This is a genomic window from Halobacterium bonnevillei, assembly GCF_009831555.1.
GTDB classification, from domain to species: Archaea; Halobacteriota; Halobacteria; order Halobacteriales; family Halobacteriaceae; genus Halobacterium; species Halobacterium bonnevillei.
Genome location: NZ_WUUU01000079.1, coordinates 1 through 13,552, shown reverse-complemented (window position 1 = coordinate 13,552; position 13,552 = coordinate 1). Strand labels below are relative to the sequence as shown.

Annotated in this window: 16 protein-coding genes and 1 pseudogene; 8 read left to right on the top strand and 9 right to left on the bottom strand. The window is 66.1% G+C overall.

Going from position 1 to position 13,552, the window contains the following annotated elements:
* A partial coding sequence (locus tag GRX66_RS10705) for a glycosyltransferase family 2 protein (protein WP_159526551.1) occupies window positions 1–509 on the bottom strand: 509 nt, incomplete at its 3' end.
* 117 nt (window positions 510–626) lie between these two features.
* On the opposite strand from GRX66_RS10705, the gene kdsB reads away from it, so the two are divergent.
* The gene (gene kdsB / locus GRX66_RS10700; protein ID WP_159526550.1) at window positions 627–1,391 is read left to right on the top strand and encodes a 3-deoxy-manno-octulosonate cytidylyltransferase; all 765 of its coding nucleotides are present in this window, start codon (window positions 627–629) and stop codon (window positions 1,389–1,391) included.
* Here the strand turns inward: kdsB and GRX66_RS10695 are convergent, their stop codons facing one another.
* The gene (locus GRX66_RS10695; protein WP_159526549.1) at window positions 1,392–2,534 is read right to left on the bottom strand and encodes a glycosyltransferase; all 1,143 of its coding nucleotides are present in this window, start codon (window positions 2,532–2,534) and stop codon (window positions 1,392–1,394) included.
* 89 nt (window positions 2,535–2,623) lie between these two features.
* On the opposite strand from GRX66_RS10695, the gene aglJ reads away from it, so the two are divergent.
* The gene (aglJ, locus tag GRX66_RS10690; protein ID WP_159526548.1) at window positions 2,624–3,541 is read left to right on the top strand and encodes an S-layer glycoprotein N-glycosyltransferase AglJ; all 918 of its coding nucleotides are present in this window, start codon (window positions 2,624–2,626) and stop codon (window positions 3,539–3,541) included.
* Between the two features lie 69 nt (window positions 3,542–3,610).
* On the opposite strand, the gene GRX66_RS10685 is transcribed toward aglJ, so the two are convergent.
* Window positions 3,611–4,270: a hypothetical protein gene (locus GRX66_RS10685; RefSeq protein WP_159526547.1), complete on the bottom strand. Its 660-nt coding sequence runs from the start codon at window positions 4,268–4,270 to the stop codon at window positions 3,611–3,613.
* Window positions 4,271–4,339: 69 nt separating this feature from the next.
* On the opposite strand from GRX66_RS10685, the gene GRX66_RS10680 reads away from it, so the two are divergent.
* Together GRX66_RS10680 and GRX66_RS10675 are read left to right on the top strand one after the other, a co-directional pair.
* A complete protein-coding gene (locus GRX66_RS10680; protein ID WP_159526546.1) occupies window positions 4,340–5,029 on the top strand; it encodes a VOC family protein in 690 nt (229 codons plus the stop codon).
* Window positions 5,030–5,146: 117 nt separating this feature from the next.
* Window positions 5,147–5,497, top strand: a complete 351-nt coding sequence (locus GRX66_RS10675; RefSeq protein ID WP_159526545.1) for a TRAM domain-containing protein — start codon at window positions 5,147–5,149, stop codon at window positions 5,495–5,497.
* A gap of 251 nt (window positions 5,498–5,748) precedes the next feature.
* Here GRX66_RS10675 and GRX66_RS10665 read toward each other — a convergent pair whose 3' ends face one another.
* Window positions 5,749–6,042, bottom strand: coding sequence for a DUF5779 family protein (locus GRX66_RS10665; RefSeq protein WP_159526544.1), 294 nt, complete (start codon window positions 6,040–6,042; stop codon window positions 5,749–5,751).
* 152 nt (window positions 6,043–6,194) lie between these two features.
* Here GRX66_RS10665 and GRX66_RS19520 point away from each other — a divergent pair, with 152 nt between their 5' ends.
* Window positions 6,195–6,341 (top strand): DUF7557 family protein, encoded by a 147-nt coding sequence (locus GRX66_RS19520; protein WP_201292987.1) that lies wholly within the window; start codon window positions 6,195–6,197, stop codon window positions 6,339–6,341.
* Window positions 6,342–6,431: 90 nt separating this feature from the next.
* On the opposite strand, the gene GRX66_RS10660 is transcribed toward GRX66_RS19520, so the two are convergent.
* From GRX66_RS10660 to GRX66_RS10650, 3 genes are all read right to left on the bottom strand, one after another.
* Window positions 6,432–6,878 (bottom strand): DUF5799 family protein, encoded by a 447-nt coding sequence (locus tag GRX66_RS10660; protein WP_159526543.1) that lies wholly within the window; start codon window positions 6,876–6,878, stop codon window positions 6,432–6,434.
* 81 nt (window positions 6,879–6,959) lie between these two features.
* Window positions 6,960–7,355: an OsmC family protein gene (locus tag GRX66_RS10655; protein ID WP_159526542.1), complete on the bottom strand. Its 396-nt coding sequence runs from the start codon at window positions 7,353–7,355 to the stop codon at window positions 6,960–6,962.
* A 112-nt stretch (window positions 7,356–7,467) separates the two neighbouring features.
* The gene (locus GRX66_RS10650) at window positions 7,468–8,196 is read right to left on the bottom strand and encodes a metal-dependent hydrolase (RefSeq protein WP_159526541.1); all 729 of its coding nucleotides are present in this window, start codon (window positions 8,194–8,196) and stop codon (window positions 7,468–7,470) included.
* Between the two features lie 125 nt (window positions 8,197–8,321).
* On the opposite strand from GRX66_RS10650, the gene GRX66_RS10645 reads away from it, so the two are divergent.
* Window positions 8,322–9,305, top strand: a complete 984-nt coding sequence (locus GRX66_RS10645) for an aldo/keto reductase (protein WP_159526540.1) — start codon at window positions 8,322–8,324, stop codon at window positions 9,303–9,305.
* Between the two features lie 97 nt (window positions 9,306–9,402).
* Window positions 9,403–10,134 (top strand): fumarylacetoacetate hydrolase family protein, encoded by a 732-nt coding sequence (locus tag GRX66_RS10640; protein ID WP_159526539.1) that lies wholly within the window; start codon window positions 9,403–9,405, stop codon window positions 10,132–10,134.
* Window positions 10,135–10,197: 63 nt separating this feature from the next.
* Here the strand turns inward: GRX66_RS10640 and GRX66_RS10635 are convergent, their stop codons facing one another.
* Window positions 10,198–11,448, bottom strand: a complete 1,251-nt coding sequence (locus GRX66_RS10635) for a hypothetical protein (RefSeq protein WP_159526538.1) — start codon at window positions 11,446–11,448, stop codon at window positions 10,198–10,200.
* A 71-nt stretch (window positions 11,449–11,519) separates the two neighbouring features.
* Window positions 11,520–12,857, bottom strand: a complete 1,338-nt coding sequence (locus GRX66_RS10630) for a hypothetical protein (protein WP_159526537.1) — start codon at window positions 12,855–12,857, stop codon at window positions 11,520–11,522.
* Window positions 12,858–12,955: 98 nt separating this feature from the next.
* On the opposite strand from GRX66_RS10630, the pseudogene GRX66_RS10625 reads away from it, so the two are divergent.
* Window positions 12,956–13,476, top strand: a pseudogene (locus tag GRX66_RS10625) (gluconate 2-dehydrogenase subunit 3 family protein).
* Window positions 13,477–13,552: the final 76 nt, after the last annotated feature.

Here is a 13,552-nt window from a genome sequence, read left to right as displayed (position 1 = left end):
AGTTGCTCGTCATAGGGATACTCTTCCCACAGTTCGCGCCGGATGGCGGCATTCGCGTTGTTGCAGAACGGGTGGTCCTGGCGCTCGATGTCGTGGGCAGGGAACCACTGCTTGAATATCTGATTCTCCGAGAAGGTGGTCACATCGTTGCCTCGCTGTTTGCCGTACACGAGCGCGACGTCCTCCTCGAACATGTCGAGCAACTGTTCGAGCCAGTCGTCCCGTTTCGGGTATACGTGAGCGCTCGCGATGACGCAGAACTCACCGCTGGCTGCCTCGCAGCCGTAGTTCAGCGCGCGACCGAACGAGAAGTCCTCTGGGTCGATATAGACGACCTCGTCGACGGCGAACGACTCGGCGATTTCTATAGTGCCGTCGGTCGAGCCTGAATCTACCAGGATAATCTCGAATTCCTGCAACGTCTGCTCTGCGAGGCCGTGCAGCAGTTTTCCGAGGTGGTCGGCCTCGTTATAGCAACGGACGATGATCGACGCGCGCGGCGATTCCATCAGTACTGCCAGTAGTGTCGCAGCATTAAATTTATCTTCCGCTTCGTGGCGATTGCTAACATTCCCCGTGTGGGGGGAGACGGTAGTTTTTATGTATCACTACGGCTGGATTGCAGTATGGAGGTTGCTGCCATTATCCCGGCTCGAATGGGATCGACACGCTATCCCGGCAAACCGCTTTGTGACATCCACGGCTTGACCATGATAGAGCACGTCTACCGCCGTACCCGTATGAGCGACTCCGTCGACGAGACGTACGTCGCTACGCCCGACGAGGAGATTCGTCAGGAGACCAAATCGTTCGGTGGCAATGTAATCATGACGGGGTCACATCCGCGGGCAACCGACCGAGTAGCTGAGGCCGCCGAACAGATCGACGCTGAGATTGTTGTCGTGATGCAAGGCGACGAGCCTCTCGTGTATCCGGACATGTTAGACGACGCCATCGCGCCGGTACGCGATGAGGAAGACGTGAAGGTTACTAACCTCGCTAAACCAATCCCCGATGAGGAAGAGTATCGTGATCCGAACAACGTCAAGGTGGTCGTCGACGAGGACTGGAACGCCCTGTATTTCTCCCGGGCACCAATTCCGAATATACACGAAGGTTCCTACACAGAGGCGCCCGTCTATCATCAGGTATGCGTGATTCCATTTGAGAGGGATTTTCTCTTCGAGTTCACTGAGATGGCCGAAACTGAACTGGAGCAGGTCGAATCCATTGACATGCTCCGCTTGTTGGAGAATGGTGACGACGTTCGCCTAGTTGAGACTTCGCGCCAAACCTATCCCATTGATACGCCACAGGACCACGAAAAAGTAAACGAGTTAATGAAAGACGATCCGCTTTTCCAGGAGTATCAGGACGAAGTCGATAGTTAATTACTCAAACGCCTCCCGCAACTCCGCGTCCACCTCCCACGTCCCGTCCGAGTCACCAACGAGTAACTCTACGCCCGCCCGCAGCAACGACACCTGCGTGTCAAAAATCGAATACAGCGCCTGCAGTGGACCGAGAACATCGGCCTGACCAAGATATGCGAACGCGCCGACAGCAGCAGGTAACGCTAGCCCAGCGACGCCGAATAGAGAGACTGTAACGGCCGTCCAGACCAACAACGTTACTGCGAGCAGCCACGGCGAGACGATCATGAACCACCAGTTGAACGGCAGCACCACTTTCCCGTAGCCCCCGTACTTCCCGAGCGCGTCACGATGCTGCACCAGTAGCCGAATCAGACCCATTCCACGTCGGTCCTTCTGCTTGCGTCGCTTCACGAACTCGGAGTGACTCGCCTCCATGTAGTGAATCGCGGGATCGAAAATCACCCGCTGACCCTGCCGCCGCATCTTCAACGCCAACTCCGTGTCGTCAGCAAGCGAGTTCGGGTCAATCGGCAACAGCGCGTCGTTCTCGAACGCGGAGAACGGCCCGTGGAAGATGAGCGTCGAGTCCAAATGCGATTCCAGTTGCTGGATGTGCGACTGGACGCCGCGATACCCGGACTCGACTTCGCTGCCACCGAGCACCTCGACGTTGCTCCCGGTCACGGCAGCAACCTCGTCGTCAGCGAGATTTGCGGCGGCCTCCCGAAGCGCGTCCGGCGAGAGCTTCGAGTCGCAGTCTGTCTTCACGACCATCTCCTTGGACGCCGCCTCGTAAGCATCGTTCAGCGCCGGTGCCAACCCGCGTCGCTCGTCCTCTTCCAGTAACACGAGTTCCGGCGCGTCCAGATCATCGAAGTACCCGCGAATAATCTCGCGAGTGTCGTCCGTCGACGAGTCGACGACCACGAGTTCCACCTCGTCCATCGGGTAGTCCAGTGCAAGGACGTCGTCGAGTTTCGTTTCGACGATGCCCGCTTCGTTGTACGTCGGGAGGACGATGCTCACCGACGGCTCCCAGTCCCGTTTGTCCGCTGGTGACCCCGCTGGTCGAATCCACGCGTAGAGCGCGAGATAGCCGACGTAGGGCGCGGCCGTCACGGCGAGGAGGGAGAGCGCGGCCGCCGCAAGCAGGTTCATACAGCGGCGTTGGACGCGTCGGGGTAAAACCCCTCCGCCACTACTCGAAAGGAATACGCTTTTGCGCTCCCCCGGTCCACCCACGTGCAATGACGGAGTACGAGGACGTGTGTGCGCTCGTTCCGACGCGGAACGAAGCGAAGACGATAGCCGACGTAGTGGAGGGGCTGTACGACGTCGGCGTCGGCCACGTTCTCGTCGTGGACGGCCACTCGGAGGACGAGACGCGCCAGATCGCCGCCGAGTGTGATGCGGAAGTCATCGAGCAGTCGGGCTCCGGGAAGGGCCAGGCCGTCCGAGAGGGCGTCGACCACATCAACCACCAGTACGTCCTCCTGCTCGACGGCGACGGTACGAACCCGCCCGAACAGGCCCCGCGACTCCTCGACCCGCTCGTCGATGGTGATGCAGAACACGTGGTCGGCGACCGCACAGCTAACATGCAGCCGGGCGCGATGACGCGGCTCAACAGGTTCGGGAACCGCCTCATCAATGCGGCGTTCGAGCGCATCCACGGCGAGGACTACGGGGACATCCTCTCGGGATATCGCGCGTTCACGCGAGACTCTTTCGACCGGATGTTCCTCTCGGCGGAGGGCTTCGGCATCGAGACGGAGATGGCCGTGGAGTGCGCGCGCCACAACATCCCCGTGGAGGTCGTTCCAACCACCTACCGCGCGCGCCCCGAGGGCTCGGAGACGAACCTCCACCCGATTTCGGACGGCGGGCGCATCATCCTCACCGTGTACAGCCTCGCGAAGACGTCGAATCCACTGTTCTACTTCGGGAGCGTCGGCGCCGTCCTCGGCGCCGCGGGCACCGCGCTCGCGGCGTACGTGGGCTACGACTGGTTCGCGAAGGGAATCTCTCACGAGGCACTCACGGTGGTCGCGGGCGTCCTGCTCCTGCTCGGCGTACAGCTGTTGATGTACGGCGTACTGTCGGATCTCGTCGTCACGCTGCACCGCGAGCAGCGCCGCCGCATCGACGACCTGCGCGAGGATTGAGTTCGGCGCTTCTCGGAAGCGCCTCCGGAGCCACCCGCGGAGCGGGGAATCGGAACGGGCAGCGTCCGGCTAGAACATCGCCTTCAGACCGTTGAGCCAGGTTTCCGGCGCGCGTCGACGGGCGCCGTCCAGCGCGTGCGTCAGCGCCTGACTCGCGTCGGTCAGCACGCCGCGGCCGTGGCCGACCAGAATACGCTCCGGGTGGAACGTCCGCAACGCGCGCGGGGGCTTCACGCGGAGCATCGGGTGGACGCCGACGCGTTCGGTCCCCGCTGTGAAGTACTCCGACGTGCCGACCGCGTCGCCGACGACGAGCGTCTCGCCGTCGTAGAGCGCAGCTTCGTCCCAGCCCGGCCAGTCGACGGTGCGCACGATCTCGTAGTTCGAGTCCGGGAGCGCGCCCGAAATCGGCTGCGTCGGCGCGTCGATTCCCGGGTTGACGAACGACGGCACGTGGACCGAGACGTCGTGACGGCCCGCTATCGACACGGCGTCTCGGGCGTGGCGGTCCATCAGAACGACGACTCCGCGAACGTCACCGAACTCCGCGAACAGGTCGTCGACGCCCTCCGCGTCAACCGGGTCGACCACCCAGACGCCGCCCTCGGTATCGAGGACGTGGCTCGCGCGCTGCATCGCCTCCTCCGGATGGGCGATCCAGCCCGCCCCGCCGTCGAAGCGGTCGATTTCCGCGTAATCAGTGGCCCGCCCGCTGGCTTTCATCGGCATACCTCCACGTAGGGAGCCAGCACCAAAAAACGGGGTACGCCTATAGTTCTCGCCGGGAAACCAAGTGGTATGCTCTCTGTGTTGGATTCGCTCGCGCTGGAAGTCCAATTCCTCGACCGCGCCGCGGATTTCTACGAGACCCACTTGGAGCTCCAGGACGACCGAGACGGCCACGAAGTCGCGTACGAGGTCGGCGACACGACCGTCGTGCTGCGAGAACCACACCCCGGCGGCGTGCCGCGCGGCGGGCTGCACGTCCACTACGCGTTCTCCACGACGGAGGACTACTACGCGGAGTGGCGCGACCGCCTCGGGGAGGACTTCGATCTGTCGGAGTTCCAGTTCGGGACCGCGCGGTCGCTGTACTTCGACGACCCGGACGGTCACTGCGTGGAAATCGGAACCGGGGGTGCAGACGGTGACGAACCTCTGACAGGCGTCTTCGAGGTCGTCCTCGAGGTGGAGTCACTGGCGGACGCGGAATCCTTCTACCGCGACCTCGGGTTCGCGGTCTCGGACCGCGGCGACGAGCGCCGCCGCGTTCGCCTGACGGGGCCCGTGGACCTCGAACTCTGGGAGCCACAGCTGGGTATCGCCGACGCCCGCGGCGGCGTCCACGCCGACCTCGCCTTCCGGACGTCGGATCCCGACGCAGCCGCCACAGCGGTGCGGGACCGCGCATGCAGCGTCACTGACCTCGACGACGCCGTGCGCGTCCGCGACCCCGACGGCCACTATCTCACGTTCAAGCCTGACTGACTGCCGGCCCGCTACACGAGCGTGGCTCCTGCACGCAGCCCCGAGACAGAGTGCTGTCGGCACCGCGTCCGGCGGCTAGTCGATGGATTGTAGGGAATCGGCCGCGAGGGACTGCACATGGATTATCGTCTAGTCGCTGCGGGCGCCGGCGCCGCCGTCGTCGTGCTGGTCGTGCTGGTGCTCCGGCGGCGTCGGTCGTCGGGCGCAGCAGCGTCGCAGCGCGCACACGAGAACGCCCAACAGCGGGACGCACCGGTCGATCTCGGCGAGACTTACACGTTCGGCGTCACGGAGTTCACGGACCACCACTCCGGGGAGCGCGTCGCCGTCGGGAAGGTGGAGGGGTTCGTGTTGTTCACGGAGGACGTCCCGAGCAGCATCTCGAAGGGCGACGTGATCCACGCGACGGTCACGTCGTTCAACCGTAACGGCACGTCCGCGGACGCCATTTTCGAGGGGCGTGCCTGAACGTGGCGCTGACCTCGGGTTCGCGATCAGCACGACCGCTATCCCGACCGGGGCTGTCGGTGCGCTCGCCGTTGCGGTCTGGAACGAGTTCGCCGTCCTCGACGACGAATTCGACGCGATGGCCAAGCCAGTGGTCGTGGACGGCCGGCACATCATCCAGCGCCGGGACGGAATTACGTACGAAGGCCTGACCTGGGATGGCCGACCGAACAAAAACAGCCGAAGCGGTTCTGGAGTCTATGCTCGCCGTCTCAGAGCCGGTCAGCGTCCACGCCGACGCCGGGCGGTGCGACGACGAGGAACTCCCGGAAGTGCATGAGGGTACCGCCGTCGTCTTTCACGTCACCCGCGAACCCCGCTGCGAGTTCGTTCAGGTCGCCGTCGACAGCGAGCAGGAGGACGTTCCCGCGCTCGACTTCCGCGAGCCACTCGCTGTCCGGGGTGGTGCCGTCGAGGACGCCGAGGACGACGCCGCCCTCGAACTCCTCCGGGACGTCGATTTCCTCCTCGGCGTTCCGCAAGTCGAGGTTGAAGCCGTCAGACATACTCGTAGCGTGGACGCCGCGCGGCAAAAACCTTCGCGCCTGGGCCGCGCTTGCATCCCGGGAACGCTCCAATCGCGGCGCGGCCGGACTACGCCCACGCTGTGTCCGGTTTCGCCCGTGCATTTAAGCTACCGGCGGCCGTCTGTCCTGATATGCCCGACGTCCACCTCAGTGAGGAGACAGTCGAGCGACTGGACGCACTCCGCCAGGGCGACGAGTCCTACGACGAACTCGTCGAGGAACTCCTCAACATCTACGAGGCCGAAGAACTGACGCTGTTCCACTCCGGCGACGCGTAGTCGCCAGCACAGCGTCGGGACGCTCGCGGGGCGGTTCCCACGTGCGTTTGTTCGGCTCGCGCCGCTAGCTGAGTACTCGATAGCCGCAGGTCAGTCGTCCGCCGCCGTCTCGCGGATGTCCTTCCAACGGCCCTCGGTTTCGAGGTGGGACTGGAGTTCGCGCGCGTACTCGTCGGCGAGTTGTTTCGCCTCCATCTCGAGTTCGTCCGTGTTGTCGCCGCCACCGCCGAGGCCGAGCGCGCTCTTGATACCGCCGAGCATGCCGTCGCCGTCCTTGCTCTTGTCGGGTGCGGCGCCCATGCCCCCCATCTGGTCGTCGACGTTCTCCAATTCCGGGAGCACGTGCTCGAGTTTCGACGTGTCCGCGACGATGCGAGCCGACTCCGGGTCGTCGGCGTTCTCGATGTCGAACTCGACGGCCGTCATCACGAGGCCCCACTGGGAGTTCGACAGCGACGACCCGCGAACACGGTCGTTGAACTTGCGGTCGACGGTCATCCGGGCGCCGACCAGTTTCTCCTGCCAGTCTGTAGTCATACCGTCGGCTACGCGGTGGGTGTGCTTGTATGCTACGACGACGAAACGCACCGCGTCCACGGGACGGGTGCGAGAACCCCCTCAGAAGGCGCCGGTTTCGCCCGTGATCTCCGCGCGCAGTTCCTCGCGGAGCGCGCTGTGAACGTGGCAGATGCCCTCGGCGCGTTCGACGACGGCGTCGAACTCGTCGTCCTCGAGGTCCGCCTCCACGAGAATGTGGAAGCGGATCGCTTCGAGGTCGTCGTCATCGTCGAGGTCGCCCTCGACGTCGATGTCGACGCGGCCGAGGTCGTCGAAGCCCTCCTTCTGTCCGCCGACGCGGAACGCGGGGATGAAACACGACGCGTAGTCGGCCAGCAGCGTCCCGTTCGGGCTCGGCCCCTCTTCTTCGGTGGCGTCGACTGTCAGTTCGAAGTCCCCCACTCGGGAGCGCGTGACGTAGCCTTCCTCCGACGTACTCGTGACTTCGATGGTCATTGCAGGCGGAGCAAGTCGCGCCCGCGCCGTAAGCGTTGTTCTTTCGGCGGCGAACGCGGCGACCGCTGCTGTTCGACAGGGGGCACGGCGACCGTCGCGCTCCCGCTCGACGTCAGTAGTAGAGTTCGTCGCTCAGGTCGAACGTCTCGTCCCCGTCCAGCACGTGGACGTCGGCGTCGCTCCCGGTGGCGTCGACCTCCCGGACGAAGTCCCGGGTGTCGATTTCGATGGGCGGGAACGTGTCGTAGTGCATCGGGAACGCGACGTCGGCGTCCAGCCAGTCCACGGCGACTGCCGCCTGCCGCGGCCCCATCGTGAAGTGGTCGCCGACGGGAACGGCGACGGCGTCCGGTTCCAGGAACGGCGCGATGACGTCCCGCATCTCCGTCTGGAGGCTGGTGTCGCCGGCGTGGTAGAACGTCTCGCTCTCCTCGTCGGCGACCTGCGTCGGGTTCGTATCGCTGACGACGTAGCCGGCGGGCGTCCCCGCGGAGTACTGGTAGTCCGTTTCGATGCCGTTCGTGTGGTCGGCGCGCACCATCGACACGAACGCGTCCCCGAGCTCGACGGTGCCCCCGAGGTTCATGCCGGTCGTCTCCGTGACGCCGTACTCGTCGGCGACGTACCCCGCCAGTTCCGGCGTCGCGACGACGTGTGCGTCCGCGAACTCGCCGACGTGCGCGATGTGGTCGGCGTGTCCGTGCGTCAGCAGGACGTAGTCGGGGTCGAGGTCGCTCGGTCCCACGTCCGTGTGTGGGTTGTCGAAGAACGGGTCGATGAGCAGTGTCGTGTCCCCAAGGGCTACGCGCCACGTCGAGTGTCCGTGCCAGGTCAACTCCATAGCGTGTGTAACTACTCCCGAATCCCACATAAAAGCTGACGGCGCAGGGACGACACCGCGAGCGACCAACCGGACAGCCCTGCAGAATCCCCCACGGTTAGGTAGGTCCGGGGCGGAGGGCCAGTATGAAGACTCGCGCACTCGGTTCGACGGGATTCCAGGTCAGCGAAGTCAGCCTCGGGACGTGGGAGATCGGTGGCGAGTGGGGCGACGTCGCCGAAAGCGAGGGCAGGGAAGCGCTGCGAGCGGCGCTCGATGCGGGCGTCAACTTCCTCGACACAGCAGACGTGTACGGCGACGGCCGCAGCGAGCAACTCATCGGCGAGGTCCTCAGCGAGCGAGCCGAGGACCCCGTCGTCGCGACGAAAGCGGGCCGACGCCTCGACCCTCACGAGGCCGACCGGTACACCCACGAGAACCTCGAACGGTTCGTGGACCGGTCCCGGGAGAACCTCGGCGTCGACTCCCTGGACCTCCTGCAACTGCACTGCCCGCCGACGGATGCCTACTATCAGCCCGAGACGTTCGACGCGCTCGCGGACCTCCGGAGCGCCGGCAAGCTCGACCACTACGGCGTCAGCGTCGAACGCGCCGAGGAGGGCCTGAAAGCCATCGAGTACCCGGGCGTGGAGACGGTGCAGATCATCTTCAATCCGTTCCGCCAGCGGCCCGCCGAGCGCTTCCTCGACGCCGCCGCCAGCGAGAACGTCGGCGTCATCGTGCGCGTCCCGCTTGCCTCGGGCCTCCTCACGGGGACAATCGACGCCGACACGGAGTTCCCCGAGAACGACCACCGGAACTTCAACCGCGAGGGCGAGGCCTTCGATGTCGGCGAGACGTTCGCGGGCGTCCCCCTCGACGTCGGCGCTGCGGCCGTCGACGAACTCCGCGAGTACGTCCGCGAGGACATCACGCTCCCGCAGTTCGCGCTCCGCTGGATCCTGGACTTCGACGCGGTGAGCACCGTCATCCCCGGGTCGACGAGCCCCGAGCACATCCGGAGCAACGTCGCGGCGTCGAACGCACGGCCGCTCGAGCACCGCGTCCACGGCGCGGTGCGCGACGTCTACGAGAAGTACGTCTTCGAGCACGTTCACCACCGCTGGTAGCGGGACGCGACCGGTGCGGTTGCGTCTCACTCGGCAGTACGACCAGCCGCTTGCCGGACCCGGAACCCTTACGCGGCGGCCGACGGAATGCCGGGGCATGCACTTGATGCGGTTCCGCGACCCCGCTGGAGCGGTGCGGCGCGGCGAATACGAGGACGGCACAGTCTCGTTCGGCGGCCGGACGTACGACGTCGAGGACGTCGACGTGCTTCCGCCGAGCGAGCCGTCGAAGATCGTCTGCGTTGGACGCAACTACGCGGCGCACGCCGAGGAGCGCAACTCGGAGATTCCCGACCGACCGATGTTGTTCCTGAAACCGCCGAACGCGCTCGCCGGTCACGGCGACACAGTCACAGTTCCGTCCGGCAAGGACACAATCGAGCACGAGGCAGAACTCGCGGTCGTCATCGGCGAACAGTGCCGGCACGTCGACGAGGACGACGCGCTGGACGTCGTCGCCGGCTACGCGTGCGCCGACGACGTCTCGAACCGCGACGACCAGTCGGAAGAACGCAACTGGGTGCGCGGGAAAGCCTTCGACGGCGCAGCGCCCCTCGGCCCGGTGCTCGCGACTCCCGACGAGGTCCCGGCGGACGCCAACATCGAACTCCGCGTGAACGGCGAGACCCGGCAGTCGTCGTCCATCGAGCACTTCATCTTCAGCGTGCCCGAGCTACTCGCCGAGATTACGGAGTACATGACTCTCGAGCGCGGCGACGTGATCCTCACGGGGACGCCGGAAGGCGTCGCAGAGGTCGAGGACGGCGACCGCGTCGAAGTCGAGGTCGAGGGCGTCGGCACGCTCGAACACGGCATCGAGCGGCAGTAAGAGGACGCGTCGGCGACGCGCGACCAGTCACGTGGCCGTCCGATCGCCGATTAACGGTGCCTCCTACGTGCTGACGGTGACGCTGGAGCTGTTCCCGGTTGCGGTCGCGTTTTCGACGAAGGCGTCCGCCCCGGCGAACACGACGACGGTCTCGTCGCCCACTGCCTCGAGGCGGAACCGTTCGTCGTTGCGGTCGTCGTAATCGGCGAACGCGTCGCGGAACTCGTCGGCCTCGCTGGCGTCGTCCCAGCGCAGCGCCCACGCGTAGCCTGCCCGGTCGCCGTCCGAGAACGTCAGCAGGCGGTCGGCGCCCCAGCCCTCGGCGGCGGCCGCGGCGCGCTCCCAGTCCAGTTCCGTCGACAGCGCGATGCGCGCGAACAACTCGCCCTTCGTCGCGGCGTTCGACCACGCGAACGGGCCCGTCGTGTCCGCAGTCACGGTGAGGTCCGCGACTGGTTCCTCGTCCGGAGTGAAGCCGTGAATCACCTGTTCCGTGCTCCGCGGGGGGTTCTGGTAGACGTCGGTGACGTTCGCAGGGTCGTCGATGCGCAGTTCCACGTACCGCGACCCGTACACGTACGACGCCACGGTCCACCGCTGGAACGCGGGCGCACGCTTCCAGGCTGCAGCGAACTCCGATTGGTCGACGTCGCGGTCCTGGTGCCGAATCTCGTACTCCTCCTGGACGTACTCCGCGCTCCCCTCGACGACCACCTCCGTGAGGCGCGCGTTGTTCCGGTTCGGGCCGAGCGACTTGACCACCGATCTGGGGTCGTGGGCGGTGAACTGGTAGACGTGCGCGAACTCGTGAGCGAGCGTGCTCTCGGTGAGCGTCGCGTTCAGGTCGCCGTCGCTGTAGACCGTGACAAGCGTGCCGCGGGCGACAGCAGCGGTCCCGACGCTCTCGTCGCCGCCCACCGGATTCTGCGGGACGATTCCAACGAGACCGACGAACCCCTGCGGTCTGGCAACGACCGAGCCGCCGTCGTCGGGCGGGTCCTCAGTTCGGACCTGGACCTCGGGACGATCCGCTCTGGGGACCTCCAGCATGCGGCCGACCCGGTGGTAGATCGGCGGGACGTCGAACCCGAAGTCGTCGTCGACGCGCACCAGGCCGTCCGAGGAATTGGCCGTGGCCGTCGTGGATTCGGTCGTCGTCGAATCGGCCGTCGCTCGCGTCGTCGCCGGGTCGCTCGTCGCAGTCGCAGTCGGGGCGCCGCCGTCGGGCGACTGCGGCGCGCCCGGTGACTGACAGCCCGCGACGACGAGCAGCGCTACGACCGCGAGCGTCGCGAGGACGCGTCGTCGCTCCATTGGTGGAATGACAGGGAGAACGCGGCATAAGTGTGGCGAGAGTGAGCAGTCCCGGAGCGGTCGGCGGCACGTCAGGCGTGAATCGTCACGGCTGAACTGTTCCCGGTCGCCGACGCGCCCTCGACGAATGTCTCCGGGCCGGCGAACACGACGACCGTCTCGTCGGTGACGGTCTCCACGCGGAACGCGGCGTCGTTGCGGCTGTCGTACGTTCGGAACGACTCAGTGAACTGCGCTGCCTCGCTGGCGTCGTCCCAGCGCAGCGTCCACGCGTAGCCGTCAGTGCCGCTCCCGCCAGCGAAGTACTGGAGTCGGTCCATCCCCCACCCCCTTGATGCGTCCGCGGCGCGCTCCCAGTCCAGTTCCGAGGACAATGCGAGGCGCACGAACAGTTCACCCTTGGTGACCGCGCCCGTGGACTCGAAACCGGTTTCGCCGTCCGTCGCGTCCACCGTCAGCGGCAGGGCTCGCTCCTCGTCGGGGTCGTAGCCGTGGATGACCTGCTCGGCGGTCCGCGGCGGGTCGTCGTAGACGTCGGTCACTCCGCTGGTGTTCCCGACGCGCATCGCGAAGTACCGCGACCCGTACTCGTAGGGCGCGATGCGGTGCCTGACGTAGGCGGGTGCCGCCTTCCAGTCGTCGCCCAGTCGCGTCTGGTTCAGCGAGGCGTTCTGGTAGCGGAAGCGGTACCGCTCCTGGACGTACTCCGCGGACCCCTCCGTCATGGCTGTCTTGAGAAACGGCCGCGCACGCCGGAGGTCCAGGTCGTCGACGTCTGCCTCGGGCTGGAGGCCGTCGAACCCGGCCTCGAACTGGAAGACGTGAACGAACTCGTGGGCGAGGACGTGTCGCTGGAACGTCTCGCTGGCGTTCTCGTGGTCGAACAGCGTGACGCTGGTCCCGCGGGCGTACGCACCGGTCTGGACGCCGCCGCCGTCGCCAGAGGCCGGGAGCGGCACGATGCCGACGTACTCCGTGAACCCGCTCGTCGACGCGCGCGTCGTGGTCCCGCTCTCGGGTGGGTCTTCGACGCGAACCGTGGTGAACGGCCAGTCCGACTCGGGGACGTCGAGCATCCGACCGACGCGCTCGTAGATCGGGGCCACCTCGAAGGCCAGTTCGTCGTTCACCGAGAGGTACTCGGTCGACTCGGTGGCGTCCCCGGAGTCGGTCGCATCACTGGACGTCGTCGATTCGGTCCCTGTCGTGGTGTCTGTCGCCGTCGTCGAGTCCGACGCGTCGGCCGCTTCTGACCCAGTACTGCTGTCCGAATCAGCGGGCCGGTCGGTGTCCGCGGGCGTCGTCGCGGCGACGTCCTCGGGCGACTGCTGTGGCGTCACTGGTGCCTGACAGCCGGCGGTCACGAACAGGGCCGCGAGCGCGACTGCCAGCACCGGCCGTGTGTCCATGCATCGCTCCATAGCGGCAGTCGACGTAAAGCCCGGGTTGCTGTCGCCGTCCCTGAAAACACAACCCTGAAGATTAGGCTTACCTAAGAACGGGGTGCATGGAGCTGACGCGACGCGACGTCCTCGCCGCGCTCGCGGCCACCGGCGTAGCCGTCGGGACGGGCGCGGTCCTTCGCTCGGAACCCGGAGATGACGGCCCAATCGGAGACCACGAGGTGGCGACGCTCGTCGCCGTCGCCGGGGTCGTCTACCCGTCGGCGGTCGAGGGCGTCGAGTCGTTCGTCAGCGAGTACAGCGTCACCCGGGTCCGCGACCGGCCGACGTACGCCGCTGGGGTCGCGGACGCCGTCGAAGCGCTCGACGAGTACACGCGTGACTGGTACGACGAGGACTTCGCCGACCTCGACGCCGAGACGCGGGACCGCGCGCTCTCCGGAATGGACGTCGACCACGCGGACCCGGACCCGGAGGGCTCCGAAAGAGAACGCATCCGCTACTACCTCGTGAACGAGCTTCTCTACGCGCTGTTCACGACGCCGACGGGCGGCGAGCTGGCGGGCATCGAGAACCCCCAGGGCACCCGGGCGGGACCTCGTCCTACCAGCGGGGGCCGGACTGATGGCGGCGAACGACGCTGACGGAATCGACCGGACGCCCTCGGACCGCGTCGACGTCTGCGTCGTGGGCGCAGGGCC

What these genes read in the sequence shown, in the direction of transcription:
- GRX66_RS10645 (WP_159526540.1), top strand. Translation starts at nt 8,322, where the DNA reads ATGAAGACTCGCGCACTCGGTTCGACGGGATTCCAGGTCAGCGAAGTC.
- GRX66_RS10695 (WP_159526549.1), bottom strand. Translation starts at nt 2,534, where the DNA reads ATGAACCTGCTTGCGGCGGCCGCGCTCTCCCTCCTCGCCGTGACGGCC.
- GRX66_RS10635 (WP_159526538.1), bottom strand. Translation starts at nt 11,448, where the DNA reads ATGGAGCGACGACGCGTCCTCGCGACGCTCGCGGTCGTAGCGCTGCTC.
- GRX66_RS10640 (WP_159526539.1), top strand. Translation starts at nt 9,403, where the DNA reads ATGCACTTGATGCGGTTCCGCGACCCCGCTGGAGCGGTGCGGCGCGGC.
- GRX66_RS10630 (WP_159526537.1), bottom strand. Translation starts at nt 12,857, where the DNA reads ATGGACACACGGCCGGTGCTGGCAGTCGCGCTCGCGGCCCTGTTCGTG.
- GRX66_RS10680 (WP_159526546.1), top strand. Translation starts at nt 4,340, where the DNA reads ATGCTCTCTGTGTTGGATTCGCTCGCGCTGGAAGTCCAATTCCTCGAC.
- GRX66_RS10665 (WP_159526544.1), bottom strand. Translation starts at nt 6,042, where the DNA reads ATGTCTGACGGCTTCAACCTCGACTTGCGGAACGCCGAGGAGGAAATC.
- GRX66_RS10660 (WP_159526543.1), bottom strand. Translation starts at nt 6,878, where the DNA reads ATGACTACAGACTGGCAGGAGAAACTGGTCGGCGCCCGGATGACCGTC.
- GRX66_RS19520 (WP_201292987.1), top strand. Translation starts at nt 6,195, where the DNA reads ATGCCCGACGTCCACCTCAGTGAGGAGACAGTCGAGCGACTGGACGCA.
- GRX66_RS10655 (WP_159526542.1), bottom strand. Translation starts at nt 7,355, where the DNA reads ATGACCATCGAAGTCACGAGTACGTCGGAGGAAGGCTACGTCACGCGC.
- kdsB (WP_159526550.1), top strand. Translation starts at nt 627, where the DNA reads ATGGAGGTTGCTGCCATTATCCCGGCTCGAATGGGATCGACACGCTAT.
- aglJ (WP_159526548.1), top strand. Translation starts at nt 2,624, where the DNA reads ATGACGGAGTACGAGGACGTGTGTGCGCTCGTTCCGACGCGGAACGAA.
- GRX66_RS10675 (WP_159526545.1), top strand. Translation starts at nt 5,147, where the DNA reads ATGGATTATCGTCTAGTCGCTGCGGGCGCCGGCGCCGCCGTCGTCGTG.
- GRX66_RS10685 (WP_159526547.1), bottom strand. Translation starts at nt 4,270, where the DNA reads ATGCCGATGAAAGCCAGCGGGCGGGCCACTGATTACGCGGAAATCGAC.
- GRX66_RS10650 (WP_159526541.1), bottom strand. Translation starts at nt 8,196, where the DNA reads ATGGAGTTGACCTGGCACGGACACTCGACGTGGCGCGTAGCCCTTGGG.